This is a genomic window from Micromonospora mangrovicola (genome assembly GCF_047200535.1).
In the GTDB taxonomy this organism is placed as follows: domain Bacteria; phylum Actinomycetota; class Actinomycetes; order Mycobacteriales; family Micromonosporaceae; genus Micromonospora.
In genome coordinates, this window is sequence record NZ_JBJZOG010000025.1 from 61219 (window position 1) to 74415 (window position 13197).

General features: G+C 75.9%; 10 protein-coding genes. 9 read left to right on the top strand and 1 reads right to left on the bottom strand.

Annotated elements, in window-relative coordinates; all coding sequences use genetic code 11:
* The first annotated feature begins 1 nt into the window (after position 1).
* From ACL02O_RS13065 to ACL02O_RS13090, 6 genes are all read left to right on the top strand, one after another.
* Entirely contained in the window at positions 2-907 is a 906-nt protein-coding gene (locus tag ACL02O_RS13065) for a M56 family metallopeptidase (RefSeq protein WP_412818300.1), read from the top strand.
* Between the two features lie 92 nt (positions 908-999).
* Positions 1000-2247: a cytochrome ubiquinol oxidase subunit I gene (locus tag ACL02O_RS13070; protein ID WP_412818301.1), complete on the top strand. Its 1248-nt coding sequence runs from the start codon at positions 1000-1002 to the stop codon at positions 2245-2247.
* A gap of 11 nt (positions 2248-2258) precedes the next feature.
* On the top strand, positions 2259-3266 hold the full coding sequence (locus ACL02O_RS13075) for a cytochrome d ubiquinol oxidase subunit II (protein ID WP_412818302.1): 1008 nt from the start codon (positions 2259-2261) through the stop codon (positions 3264-3266).
* Positions 3263-4942, top strand: a complete 1680-nt coding sequence (gene cydD, locus ACL02O_RS13080) for a thiol reductant ABC exporter subunit CydD (protein WP_412818303.1) — start codon at positions 3263-3265, stop codon at positions 4940-4942. Before ACL02O_RS13075 ends, cydD begins: the two co-directional genes overlap by 4 nt.
* Entirely contained in the window at positions 4939-6909 is a 1971-nt protein-coding gene (cydC, locus tag ACL02O_RS13085; RefSeq protein WP_412818304.1) for a thiol reductant ABC exporter subunit CydC, read from the top strand. Before cydD ends, cydC begins: the two co-directional genes overlap by 4 nt.
* A gap of 148 nt (positions 6910-7057) precedes the next feature.
* Complete coding sequence (locus ACL02O_RS13090; RefSeq protein ID WP_412818305.1) at positions 7058-7729, top strand: permease prefix domain 1-containing protein; 672 nt, start codon at positions 7058-7060, stop codon at positions 7727-7729.
* Positions 7730-7853: 124 nt separating this feature from the next.
* Here ACL02O_RS13090 and ACL02O_RS13095 read toward each other — a convergent pair whose 3' ends face one another.
* Complete coding sequence (locus ACL02O_RS13095; protein ID WP_412818306.1) at positions 7854-8195, bottom strand: PadR family transcriptional regulator; 342 nt, start codon at positions 8193-8195, stop codon at positions 7854-7856.
* A 149-nt stretch (positions 8196-8344) separates the two neighbouring features.
* Here ACL02O_RS13095 and ACL02O_RS13100 point away from each other — a divergent pair, with 149 nt between their 5' ends.
* The 3 genes from ACL02O_RS13100 (at position 8345) to ACL02O_RS13110 (ending at position 13041) form a co-directional block, all read left to right on the top strand.
* Entirely contained in the window at positions 8345-9298 is a 954-nt protein-coding gene (locus ACL02O_RS13100) for a DNA primase (protein WP_412818307.1), read from the top strand.
* 40 nt (positions 9299-9338) lie between these two features.
* A complete protein-coding gene (locus tag ACL02O_RS13105) occupies positions 9339-11681 on the top strand; it encodes a transposase (RefSeq protein ID WP_412818308.1) in 2343 nt (780 codons plus the stop codon).
* A gap of 133 nt (positions 11682-11814) precedes the next feature.
* A complete protein-coding gene (locus ACL02O_RS13110) occupies positions 11815-13041 on the top strand; it encodes an ABC transporter substrate-binding protein (protein WP_412818309.1) in 1227 nt (408 codons plus the stop codon).
* The last annotated feature ends 156 nt before the right edge of the window (positions 13042-13197 follow it).

The window sequence follows — 13197 nt, forward strand, 5'->3', positions numbered from 1 at the left end:
CGTGGCGTACGCCCTGCACTTCGCCGCGACCATCCTGGCCTGCTGGCTGACCGCGCAGGTCCTCGCCGTGTCGAGGTGGACCTCGCGGGCGCCCCGGGTGGCCATCGTGTGCTGGCAGGCGGTCGGGCTGGCGCTCGGCCTGTCCTCGATGGGGCTGCCGATGGCGGTCGGGGTGGCCGCGTACGACCGGCCGACCGGGAGTGCCCTGCTCGCCCTCGCGTCCGACCTGACCCACGGCCGGCTGCCGGTCGGGGTGGGCGCGGTGCAGCTGGGCCTGGTCGGGATCGGTTTCGGTATCGGGGCGGTGCTGCTCACCACGACGGTTCGCAGCGTGTACGGCACTGTGCGGGCGCAGCGCCGGCACCGGGAGTTGCTGAGCCTGGTCGCCCGGCGGGACCCGACCGTCCCCGGCGCGCTGGTGCTGGACCACCCGAGTGCGGCGGCGTACTGCCTGCCGGGGGTGCGGCCCCGGGTGGTGGTGAGCGCGGGCACGCTGAGCCTGCTGGACCGGGCCGAACTGGCGGCGGTGCTCACCCACGAGCGGGCGCACGCCCAGGAACGGCACGACCTGGTGCTGCTGCCGTTCACCGCGCTCCGCCGGGCGCTGCCCTGGTTCGGGTGGGTCCGGGACGCGCACGAGCGGGTGGCGCTGCTGGTCGAGATGCGTGCCGACGACAAGGCCCGTGAACTGCACGCCGAGGCACCACTGGCCGGGGCGCTGCGCCGGTTCGCCGCCGCCGGTCACCGGATCACCCCGGCCGGCACGCTCGGCATCGGCGACCGCGACCTCGACGTGCGGGTGCAGCGGCTGCTGGTGGCCGACCGGCCGCCGCGGCTGCTCGGCGGCACCGCGCTGGCGGTGGCGACCATGCTGGTCACCCTGCCGATCTCGCTCTTCCTGAGCTGACCCCCGGGCCCTGCCGACGCGGGGTCCATAAGTAGAACCTCTACGTGTAGGCTCTCTACGTCAAGCGAGCCGACCCATGGGGAGCCACGGCCATGGACACTCTGTTCCTCGCCCGCCTTCAGTTCGCCGCCACCACCTCGATCCACTTCCTCTTCGTCGCGGTCACCCTCGGCCTGGTCACCCTGCTGGTCGGGGTGCAGACCGCCGGTTTCGTCACCGGCAAGCCGGTGTACGAGCGGCTGACCCGCTTCTGGGGCCAGCTCTACGTGATCAACTACGTGCTCGGCATCGCCACCGGCCTGGTGATGGAGTTCCAGTTCGGGCTGAACTGGAGCGGACTGTCGCGCTACGTCGGCAACGTCTTCGGCGCGCCCCTGGCCGTCGAGACGCTGCTCGCCTTCGTACTCGAGTCCACCTTCCTCGGCATGTGGATCTTCGGTTGGCACCGACTGCGCCGCGGCGTTCACCTCGCCCTGCTCTGGGGCGTCGCGCTCACCGCGTACGCCTCGGCGTTCTGGGTGATGGTCGGCAACGCCTGGCTGCAAAACCCGGTCGGCTACGAGATCCGCGACGGCGTCGCCCACCTCACCGACTTCGGGGCGCTGCTCACCAACCCCACGCTCGGCTTCGCCTTCGGGCACGTGGTCGCGGCCAGCCTGGTCACCGGCGGGATGCTGATGTCGGCGGTGAGCGCCTTCCACCTGATCCGGCGCACCACGGACTTCGCGTTGTTCCGGAAGTCGCTGCGGATCGGCCTGCTCACCACGGCGGCCGCCGTGGTCCTCCTGCTCGGCTTCGGGTTCGCCCAGTTCGGCCCGACCGGCCAGGTCCAGCCGACGAAGTTCGGCGGCGGACCGGGCCGGGAAGCGCTGGTCGCCGAGTGGGCGGCGAGGTTCGGCCCGGCTGACTACGTCCCGCCGACGTTGTCCAACGTCGGGCTGGGTTTCATGATCCTCATCGGGTTCGGCCTCTTCTTCGGCCTGCTGATCGTCCCGCTGCTCTGGCGGGACTGGCTCATCCGGCTCCGTTTCCCGCTCTGGCTGGTGCTGCTCGCCCTGCCGTTCCCCTTCGTCGCGGTCATCCTCGGCTGGATCGCCCGCGAGGTCGGCCGCCAGCCCTGGGCGGTGTACGGCCTGCTCCCCGTCGACCGGGCGGTGTCCCCGGTCGGGTCCGGCCTGATGCTCACCTCGCTGCTCGGCTTCACCCTGCTGCTCGGCGCTCTCGCCGCGACCAACTGGGTGCTGCTGGCCCGGCACGCCGCCCGGGGCGCGGGCGACCCCGCCCTCGGCCGCCCACCCGCGCCCGACACCGACGCCCGCCCGCAACCCGTGTTCGCCTGAGGGAGCCCGCCGTGGAACTCGCCTGGTACGCCCTGCTCGGACTCTTCTTCGCCACCTACCTCGTCCTCGGCGGCTACGACTACGGCGTCGGGCTGCTGCTGGCCCGGCGCGCCGGCGAGGAACGCCGGCGGGCCGCGCTCACCGCCCTCGGGCCGTTCTTCCTCGGTAACGAGGTGTGGCTGGTGGCCGCCGCCGGCACACTGCTCGGCGCCTTCCCGACCCTGGAGGGCGAACTGCTCTCCGGCCTCTACCCGGCGGTGCTCGGCGCGGTCACCGGGGTGGTACTGGTGACCGCCGGGGTGCAGCTGCGCAGCCGGCCCCGGTCCGGGTCGGCGCGGGCCGGCTGGGACCGGGTGGTGACGGTCGGCAGCGTGCTCGCGGCGCTCGGCTGGGGCGCCGTGCTCGGCGGGCTGCTCCAAGGCGTGCCGCTGCGCGCCGACGGGCACGTCGACGGGGTGGGGCACCTCTTCACCCCGTTCGTGGCCGCCGTCGGGCTGGCGATGCTGGCCCTGGTCGCCGTCCAGGGTGCGACGTTCCTCACGCTCCGCCTGCCGGCCGCCGGCGCCGCCTCGCTCGCCCGGGTGGCCCGCCGGCTGGTGCCGGTGGCGCTCGCCGCGGTCGCCGCAGCCACCGTCCTGGGCCTGCTCTCCGACCGGGTACGCGCCGCCGTGGCGCGGCCGGCGGTCACCGTACTCCTGCCACTGGTGCTGGTGTCGGCGCTGCTGGTGGCCCGCGCGGCGCTCGGCCGGGGCCGGTCCGGGGTGGCCTTCACCGCGACCAGCGCGGCGCTGGCGCTGCCGGTGCTGCTGGTCGGCGCGGCGCTCTGGCCCCGGGTGCTGGTCTCCACCGTCGACCCGGCGGCCTCGCTGACCGTGGCCGACGGCGCGGCGAGCGGACCGACGCTGTCACTGCTGGGCTGGCTCGTGCTGCCGCTGGTGCCGGCCCTACTAGGCTTTCAGGCGATGTGCTGGTGGGTGTTCCGGGGACGGACCGACGGCAGGGCACCGGTGTACTGGTGAATCGCCGCCCGTTCGACCCGCGTCTGCTGCGCCGGGTCCCCGCGGCCCGGCGCGACCTCGCCGTGCTCGCGGTGTTGGGCGGGCTGACCGCGCTGCTGGTGGTCGCGCAGGCAACCGCGCTGGCCACGCTGCTGGCGACGGCGGTCGACGGGCGGCTGCACCGCCCGGCGCTGGCCGGCTTCGTGGTGGCTGTGGCCGCCCGCGCGCTGGTGAGCTGGGCGCAGGGCACGGTGGCGGCCCGGGCGGCGGCCACGGTGAAGGCGACGCTCCGGGCGGACCTGCTCCGCGCGGTCGGCCGACACGGCCCCACCTGGGTGGCCGGGCAGCGGGCCGGACAGCTCGCCACCCTCGCCGGGCGGGGCCTGGACGCGCTGGACCCCTACTTCACCGGCTACCTCCCACAGCTCGTGCTCAGCGTGACCGTGCCGCTGGCGGTGCTGGCCCGGATCGTGCTGGCCGACTGGAGCTCGGCACTGATCATCGCGCTGACCATCCCGCTCATCCCGGTGTTCGGGGCGCTGCTCGGCTGGCAGGCGCAGGCCGCCACCGAGCGGCAGTGGCGGCGGCTGTCGCTGCTCGGCGGTCACTTCCTCGACATGGTGGCCGGGCTACCCACGCTGCGCGCGTTCGGCCGGGCCCGGGCCCAGGTCGACGTGGTGCGCCGGATGGCCGACGGGCACCGGCAGGCCACCATGAGGACGCTGCGGATCGCGTTCCTCTCCGCGCTCGTCCTCGAACTGGTCGCCACCCTCTCGGTGGCGCTGGTCGCGGTGCCGGTCGGCATCCGGTTGCTCGGCGGCGGGATCACTCTCGGCACCGCCCTGCTGGTGCTCCTGCTCACCCCGGAGGCCTACCTGCCGCTACGGGCCGCCGGCAGCCGGTTCCACGCCAGCATGGAGGGGCTCACCGCGCTCGACGAGGCGCTCACCCTCTCGGCGACGCCGAAGGACGCCGAGCCGGCCGCCACGCCGCTGCCGACCCCGGACGGCCACGGCGAGATCCGCTTCGAGGGCGTCACCGTGGAGTACGAGCGGACCACCGCCCTGCGGGACGTCACGCTGACCATCCGGCCCGGCGAGCGGGTGGCCGTGATCGGGCCCAGCGGCGCCGGCAAGAGCACCCTGCTCGGTCTTCTGCTCGGCTTCGTCGCCCCGACCGCCGGCCGGGTCACCGTCGACGGCGTCGACCTCGCCGAGGTCGACCTGGACGCCTGGCGTCGGCAGGTGGCCTGGGTGCCGCAGCGGGCCCACCTGTTCGCCGGTTCGCTGGCCGACAACATCCGCCTCGGCGCGCCCGACGTCGCGGACACCGCGCTCGCCCGGCCGGTCGGTGACGCCGCACTCGACGAGGTCGTCGCCGCCCTGCCCGACGGGCTGGCCACCGTGCTCGGCGAGCGTGGGCACGGCCTGTCCAGCGGGCAGCGGCAGCGGGTCGCCCTGGCCCGGGCGTTCCTCCGGGACGCCCCGCTGGTGCTGCTCGACGAGCCGACCGCCCGGTTGGACACCGCCAGCGAGGCGGTCGTGCTGGCCGCGACCCGGCGGCTGGTCGCCGGGCGTACCGCGCTGCTGGTCGCGCACCGGCCCGCGCTGCTCGAGGACGCCGACCGGATCCTCCGGGTCGAGGACGGCCGGATCACCGAGCTGACCCCGGCAGCGGCCGGGGAGGTGACCCGATGAGCGACGGACCCACCCGCCCGGACGGCATCGGACCCGCTCGGCCGGACCAGCCGGTCCGGCCCGTGCCGGGCGGGGTCTCCCGGGACGGGGTGACCCCGGCCGGTCGCGACGCGGGCGTGCCGACCGCCGCCGAGGCGAACCCGGCCGAACTGCTGCCCGGCGGGCCGGCCGCGACCAGCACCGTCCGGGATACAGAAGCCGCGGGCGGGCCGCGGGCCGAACGGGCGGTGCTCCGGCTGGCCCGGCCGTACCTGGGCCGGCTGGTGGGGGCCGGGCTGCTCGCCGCGGCCACCGAATTCGCCGGGCTGGCCCTGATGGCGACCGCCACCTGGCTGCTGATGAGCGCCGCCGGGCGGCCGACGCTGGACCGGCTCACCGTGGCCATCGTCGCGGTCCGGGCCCTCGCGGTCAGCCGCGGCGTGTTCCGCTACTCCGAGCGGCTCGCCGGGCACGACGCCGTGCTCCGCATGATCACCGACGTCCGGGCCCGGGTCTTCGCCGCCCTCGCCGCCCGTCAGGACGGAGCCGCCCAACGCACCGGGGACGCGCTGAGTCGCCTGGTGTCCGACGTCGAGGCGGTGCAGGACCTGCTGCTGCGGGTGCTCGTCCCGGGGGCGGCGGCCGCGCTGGTGAGCCTGCTCGCGGTCGGCGCGGCCGCGCTGATCTCGCCCCCGACGGCCGTTGTGCTGGCCGCCGGGCTGGCGGTGGCCGGGGTGGCCCTGCCCGCACTGGCCGCCGGGCTCACCCGCCGGGCCGCCGACGAGGTGGCGCCGCTGCGCGGCGCGCTCGCCGTGGACGCGGTCGACCTGACCCACGGCGCGGCCGACCTGGCCGCGTTCGGTGCCACCGGTACGGCACTGGCCGCCGCCGAGGGCCGGGCGCGCCGCCTCGCCCGGCTGGAACGGCGGCTGGCCGCCACGGGCTTCGCGGTCGACGCGGCCGGGGTGCTGGTCAGCGGGCTCACCGCCGCCGCAGTGGTGGTCGTGGCGCTGCGGGCCGGCGTCGGCGGGGTGCTGGTCGGCGTCCTGGCCGTCGGCACCCTGGCCGCCGTCGAGATCGCCCTCGCCCTGGTCGGGGCCGCCCGGCAACGCGCCCAGCTGCGGACCGGCCTGGCCCGGGTGGCCGCCCTGCTCACCGGCCCCGAGCCGAGCCCCGCCGGACCTGCCACCGCCGAGCCGGCGGCGGAGGCCACGGCGGCGGGGCACGACGTGCGGTTCGACGGGGTGACCGTGCGGTACCGGCCGGGCGCGGCCCCCGCCCTGGACGGCGTCGACCTCGACCTGCCCGCCGGTCGCCGGGTCGCCGTGGTCGGGCCGAGCGGCGCCGGCAAGAGCACCCTGGCCGCCCTGCTCACCGGCGTGGTACGCCCTGACGCCGGCCGGGTCACGGTGGCCGGGACGGAGGTGGCCGCGTATCCGCCCGAGGAGCTGCCCCGGGTGATCGGCGGCCTGCTCGCCGAGGCGTACGTCTTCCACGCCTCGGTCCGGGACAACCTGCTGCTCGGCCGGCCCCGGGCCGACGAGGCGCAGCTGTCCGCCGCGGCCCGGGCGGCCGGCCTGCTGGACTGGGTACGCGACCAGCCGGCCGGCTGGGACACCGTGGTCGGTGAGCAGGGCGGGCAGCTCTCCGGCGGGCAGCGGCAGCGGCTCGCGCTGGCCCGGGCGTTGCTGGCCGCCCCGGCGGTGCTGGTGCTGGACGAACCGACCGAGGGCCTCGACCCGGCCGCCGCAGACGCGGTGCTCGCCTCGGCGCTGGCCGCCACCCCGGCCGGGCACTCGGTGCTGCTGATCAGCCACCGGCTCAGCGGCCTGGCGGAGCTGGACGAGATCGTGGTGCTCGACGCCGGCCGGGTGGTCCAGCGGGGTCGGCACGCCGGACTGGTGGCGGAGCCGGGCTGGTACCGCGACCAGTGGCTGCGCCAGGCGGCGGCGGAGCGCGGCTACCTCGCCCTCGGGCCCGCCTCCTGAGGCCGTCCGGCCGCACCGGGCCCGGCCCCGCCCGGGTTCCGGGTCGCGGACGGCCCGCCCGGGTGCCGGGGTCGCGGACCGCCCGGTGGGCCGCGCCTCAGGGGAATTCCCGGACGCGGGCGACCGCGCCGGATGGCAGGGTGGACCCATGCGCGCGTACCAGGACGTGCTCGTGGAGGAGCAGCTGCGCGAGCTGGCCGGCCGGCTGCGTGGCCCGGCCCGCCTCAAGGCCGACCTGCTGACCGAGGCGCGGCACTCGTTGCAGGACGCGGTCGAGGCGTACCGGGAGGTGGGTCTGTCCCGGGCTGAGGCCGAGCGGCGGGCGGTGGCCGAGTTCGGCAGTCCCGCCCAGCTCGCCCCGGACTACCAGGCCGAGCTGGCGGCCGGCGCGCTGCGGGGGCTGGCGCTGCGGGCCCTGGCGGTGTCGGTCGCGCTGATGGCCGGCGGCGACCTGACCTGGCAGGGGTCGAGCTGGAGCGACGGTCCCCGCCCACCGGAGGGTTTCCGGCTGCTCCACGCCTCGCTGAACGGGATCTGGTGGCTGGTGACCGCGCTGGCGCTGGCCGGGCTGCTGCTCGGCATCCTCACCGCCCGGTACCGGTCGTCGCGGCTTCCCCGGCTCGGGCGGGCGGTGGGCTACGGGCTGACCGGCGGCCTGATGGGCGGCGCGCTGGCCGGCGGTGCCCTGTTCGGCTGGTCGATCAGCCTCTGGGAGGCCGCCCTGAGCTGGCCCCCGATGATCATCGGTGCGGCGCTGATCAGTGTCTTCTGGGTCGCGCTGGCCCGGTCGGCCCGCTGCTGGTTCCAGGCCGCCTGCTGATCCGTCCCGATCCTGGCGAGCCGGTTCGATCGACCCGACCTGCGGCAACCCACTGCTTCGCCGACCCTGGCAAGCCGCGGGCTGCGGCGGTCCGAGCGGATCGATGCCGGCCGGCGGGCGGCGCTCAGGCCGGACCGGGCGGTGGCTGACCGGTGCCGAGGAAGCGGCCCACCGTCGCGCTGAACTCGCGCCAGCCGGCCCGCTCCCCGGCCAGCGCCCGGCCGCCGGCCTCGGTCAGCGAGTAGGTGCGCCGTTCCCGCCCGTTGACCGTGCTCCACGAGCTGGCCACGTAGCCCGCCCGTTCCAGCCGGCGCAGCGCCGGGTAAATGGTGCCGGTGGGCAGGTCGAGGGTGCCGCCGCTGCGGGTCCGGAGCGCCTCGATGATCGCGTAACCGTGCAGTTCGCCCTGCTCCAGCACCGCCAGCAGCAGCGCGTCCAGATGTCCGTGCAGCGCCTGGGCCTTCATGCGTAGAAACGCTACTTGTCCGCCCGCCGGAACGCCACCGGGGTGCGGCTCCCGCCCCCACCGGGACGCCCACTAGGGTATGTGCGCAGAGTCACTCGGCGGCCGGAGGCGTCGCCGGGTGGGCAACCCGACAGCACACGGAGGTCAGCGTGGCCCGCCAGTCGCCCCAACGGCCCGACGCCGACGAGCCCGAGCTCGACGACACCACCGCGTCGACCGCAGATGACGAGGTCGAGGCCAACCGTCCGGTGGTGGACCGCACGCTCTGGGACGAGCTGCGGATCGACCCGGTCGAGATCGCCCTGCCGTCCGGCACCGGCTTCACCCTGCGGGCGTACCGGCCGGCCCGGGAGCTGACCCCGACCGACGTCGCCGAGCGCGACCAGGACGATCCCTTCCTGGCCCGCCGCCAGGTCGTCGAGGCCGAGGACGACGAGGAGGTGGTGATCCTCGACGAGGAGTTCGCCGCCCTCACCGGCGACGAGGACGAGGACGAGCGGCCCGAGGGCCGCCGGCGCGGCAGGGCCGAGGCGGTCGACGAGGAGGCCGAGACCGACGAGGACGACACCGACGAGGACGAGGCCGACGAGGACGAGGCGGACGACGCCGCGGGTGACGAGGAGGTCCCCGTCTTCCTCAGCCACCGGGGCAAGCTGCTGCTGTTCAAGACCCCCGAGTCGTTGGTGAGTTTCGTCCGTTCCGGCGCGCCCAACGACCTCTCCCAACTGGACAGCTGGAATGAACTGTCCGATCGGGTGGAACCGGACGACATCACCCCGCTGGACGAGGACACCTACGAGCTCGACCTGGTGGTGGAGAACCTCCGTGGCGGCCACGACGCGTGGGACCCCACGCTCCTGATCGAGGCTGGTGAGATCGCTCGTGACCTGGCGTACGCGCTGCGGCTACCGGGCGTGCTGGACATGCTCTCCGCCGGGTCCAGCCTGGACGATCTGGACGAGGCGCTGCGGGCATCTGTCAACGGCGGAATCGGTGGTTTCCTGGGTCGGCGCCGGCTGAAGAAAATCGGGGCACAAACCGCAAGTTTGGGTTGGCGCACCATTGTCGGCAAGATCTCTGCTGTTGTGGACTGGCGCGACTGACCCGGACCGGGGAGCATCAGTCTCTGGCAGAGAAAGCCCTGTGTCCCGGGAGGAGGACGACGCCGTGGCGCTCGTGCGCGTGTACTGCGGTCTGGCCTCGGCGGATCCGGCCGACCGGCTGGCTTCGGCCGGTTCGACGCTGACGTCCGCAGTGGTCGACGACGCAGGCCGCCTGCTGCTTGTCTGCGAGATCAGTGACGACCCGGCCGGCTATGCCGGGCTGGTCGCGCTGCTCGTGGAGCGGTCGGGCGGTCCGAGCGGTGCGGCGATCGCCGCCGACAGCGACGACCACACGGTCACGTCGCTGCTCAGCGCGGCCGGCCGACCGCTGGCGATCGCGGACGACGACTCGGTCGACGACTTCGCCGAGCGGTTCGCCGACGACGACTCGCTGGAGGAGATGCAGTCTCCGGCGGCCGAGCGTCGAGCGGTCGGCCTGGCCCGGGCGCTCCAGGCCGGCGCGCTCTCCGCGGTCACCCTGCCGGCGCCCCGCGACCTCGCGGGCTACAAGCAGGTCCTCGCCGCGCACGCCGCGCTGACCAGCGGACGGCACTCCGCCGCGGTCGCCCTGCGGGAGGTGCTCCGCGAGCTTTACCCCGCCGCGCTCCGGGCGTACCCGGACCCGGCCGAACCGGTCTCCCTGGCCGTGCTGGACGCGCTGCCGGAACCCGGCATGCTGACCGGCACGGTGGCCGGCGGTCGCGAGGTCGCGGTCGCCGCGGACGCCGTCGCCGCGCACCTCGCGGCCGAGGGCGTCGCCGACGCCGAACTGGTCAACGAGGCGGTCACCGCGCTGCGGGTCGCCATCTCCGAGACGCCCCGACGGGCCACCGTCAGCCGGGCGCTCACCGCCGCAGTCGCCGAGACCGTGCGGCAGGCGGTCGCCTCCGTCCGGGCCTGCGACGCCGGCTGCGAGGCGCTGGTCGGCGCGCTCAGCGCCCGGTCCACCGCACCCGCACCGATGCCCGACCGCCGGACCACCGTGCGGCGCGGCGAGCCGGCCGGCGAGCGGACCAACCTGCACGACACCGGCACCGGCCTGCGGCCGATCCGGCCGGCCGAGCCCGAGCCGGTGGGCCGGCGCAGCCGCCCCGAGCCGGTCTCCGGGCCCGCCAACCCGGCGTCGCCCCGACCGCTCGGTCCGCCGCCGGTCGCCCCGGCCCCGGTGGCGCCGCCGCCCGTCGCGCCCGCACCGGTCACCCCGGCTGCGGCCGCCGGCCATCCGACCTCCGCCCCACCGTCGCGCCCCGAGTCGACGGGCATCCCGCTGCCGCCGCGGCCGGACGCTCCGACCAACCGGCCGATCTCCGCGCCGCCCCCGCCGCCGCCCGGGATCACCCCGATCGCCCCGGCGCAGCGTGGCAACGTGCCGCCGGCAGAGGCCGGGGAGCCGTTCCGCCCCACGCTCACCACGGCCGCGATCAACAGCGCCCGCGCCGAGCGGCAGCGGACGATCATCCCGCCGCGGCCCAAGACCACCCCGCCGGAGCCGCCGACCGGTGGCTTCAGCGCCACCGACCTGACCATCCCGGTGCCGGCGCCGCGCCCCGGCCAGGAGTCGGCTCCGCCCGGCTCCCGCGCCCACTGGCCGCTGGTCAACAACGAGGACCAGGACGACCGGGCCAACGAGGCACCGCCGAGCTACGGGTACGGCGGTCGCGGCGTGGACGCGCCGAGCGACCCGGGCCGGGTGACCCCGCCGTGGCTCGCCGACGATCTGCCCCAGGAGCCGCCGATGCTGCGGCTCGTGGAGCCGCCGCCGCTGGCCGACCGGGCGCTGCGCGCCGAGCTCGACCCGCCGACCGATCCGGGCCTGGAGGCTCCGTCGCTGCGGCTGGTCGAGCGGGGCGGTCGCGACGAGGCCGGCCGGCCCGCGCCCCACGCCGAGCTGCCCGCCCCGCCCGAGCGGCGTCCCGCGCCCCAGGAGCACCGACCCCCGCCGGTCTCCGACGAGGGCGACGGCGACCTGTTGATCTTTGCGCAGGCGAAGTCCGCCTGGTTCGTCGGGCAGGGCGAGGACACCGAGTTCGACTGGGCGACCACCGCGGACAGCGGGTGGCAGGCGGCCTCGCAGGCGGCCGAACCGTCGGTCGGCGACGAGACCAGGGCCGGCCTCCCGAAGCGGGTCCCACAGGCCAACCTGGTGCCGGGCTCACCGCTGCGCGAGGAGCGCCCACTGCGGATCGTCCGGAACGCGGCCAGCCTCGCCGAGAACACCACGGGCTACTTCCGGGGTTGGCGGCGCGGCCAGGAGATCGGCGGCTTCGCCGTCGGCGGCCGCCCCGGCCGGGAGGCCGCCGGCGGTTGGGACTTCAGCCGCGACACCGGCGACCGGGACGACGACCGGGAGTACGAGTTCCGTTCCGCCGGCTACCGGTCCTGATCGGAGTCGGACGGCCTTCCATCTGCGTGTTCCTGCCCACACCGGGATAATTTGACGCCGGGTCGGAGCGGCCGGGAGCATACCCGGCGGAACAGCCGGCGGCGGGCGTCGCCGGGGTGGGAAGGCGACTCCATTGGCGACACCGGCATTCGACACCTCCGTGCTGACCCGACGCGGCGTGCTCGCCGCGGCGGCGAGCACCCTGCTGCTCACCGCGTGCGGGCAGCCGGGCCAGCGACCGGACGACGAGGCGGTGAGCAGCACCGCACCGGGCGGCCAGGAACTGGTGGTCGGGGCCAGCCTCGAACTGACCGGCCGGGGGGCCGCCCTGGGCGTGCTCCAGCAGCGCGCCATGGAGATCACCGCCGAGTCGCTGAACGTCTCCGGCTTCCCGGTCGGGAACATGCACCGTACGGTGCGACTGGAGATCCGGGACAACGGCAGCGATCCCGTGCTGGCCGCCCGGCAGGCCACCGAGCTGACCCGGCGGGACCAGGTGCACGCCCTGGTCGGCGGCACCCTCGCCGAAACCTCCATGGCCGTCGTCGAGGTGGCCCAGAAACTCCGGGTGCCGTTCCTGTCCCTGGGCTCCTGCGACGACATCGTGCTGCCCCTGGCCGAGCGGACGTACATCTACAAGCTCACGCCGGACGCCGGTGACGTGGCCCGCCGGATGGCGCAGCTGGTCAAGTCGCAGCAGGTGCGGCGGGTCGCGCTGCTGGCCGCAGAGGGCCTGCACGGCGACTCGGGCGTACGGGCAGTGCGGGTCGCGCTGCGCACCGCCGGGGTGCAGCTACGGCGGACCGTCCGGCTCCCCGGCAGCGGCCAGGGCTTCGCCTCCGCGGCCGACCGGGCGGCGGCCGCCCGACCGGACGGGGTGATCGTCTGGGCCACCGCCCCGGACTCCGGCAACGCGGCCCGGGAGCTGCGCCGGGCCGGCTACGACGGTCCGCTCTTCTTCGACGCGGGCGCGGTCGCCGACGAAACCCTCGCCCGGCCGTACGCCACCGCGGTCGAGGGGGCGTACGCGGTCCACCCGGCCTGCCTAGCCGGCTCGACGGTGACCACCACCACCACGGCGGAGATGGCCCGGCGGGACTTCACCTTCCGCTACCTCCAGCGGCACGGCAGCTTCAGCGGCTTCGCCCCGTACGCCTCGGACGCGCTCCAGCTCCTCGCCTCGGCGGCGCGGACGGCGAGCAGCGTCGACCGTGGACGGCTGCGGGCGTACCTGCAGACCCAGGTGACCGAGGGCATCACCGGCGGGTACGCGTTCGCGCCGATCCGGCACGGCGGCATGGAGCCCGACTCGCTCGGTGTCTACGTGGTCAACCACGGCAGCTGGGCGCCCTGGTCCTGACCGTCCACCCCGGTCGTCCACTCCGGCCGTCCGCAGCGGGCATCCCCGCCTGCGGGCGGCCGTTTCGTCGCAACCGGTCCGGGCGGGCCGCAGCAGCGGCACGCGGACAGCGTGAAGCGGGGGGGGGGGGGGGGGGGGGGGGGGGGGGGGGTGGAG

What these genes read in the sequence shown, in the direction of transcription:
- ACL02O_RS13070 (WP_412818301.1), top strand. Translation starts at nt 1,000, where the DNA reads ATGGACACTCTGTTCCTCGCCCGCCTTCAGTTCGCCGCCACCACCTCG.
- cydC (WP_412818304.1), top strand. Translation starts at nt 4,939, where the DNA reads ATGAGCGACGGACCCACCCGCCCGGACGGCATCGGACCCGCTCGGCCG.
- ACL02O_RS13090 (WP_412818305.1), top strand. Translation starts at nt 7,058, where the DNA reads ATGCGCGCGTACCAGGACGTGCTCGTGGAGGAGCAGCTGCGCGAGCTG.
- ACL02O_RS13095 (WP_412818306.1), bottom strand. Translation starts at nt 8,195, where the DNA reads ATGAAGGCCCAGGCGCTGCACGGACATCTGGACGCGCTGCTGCTGGCG.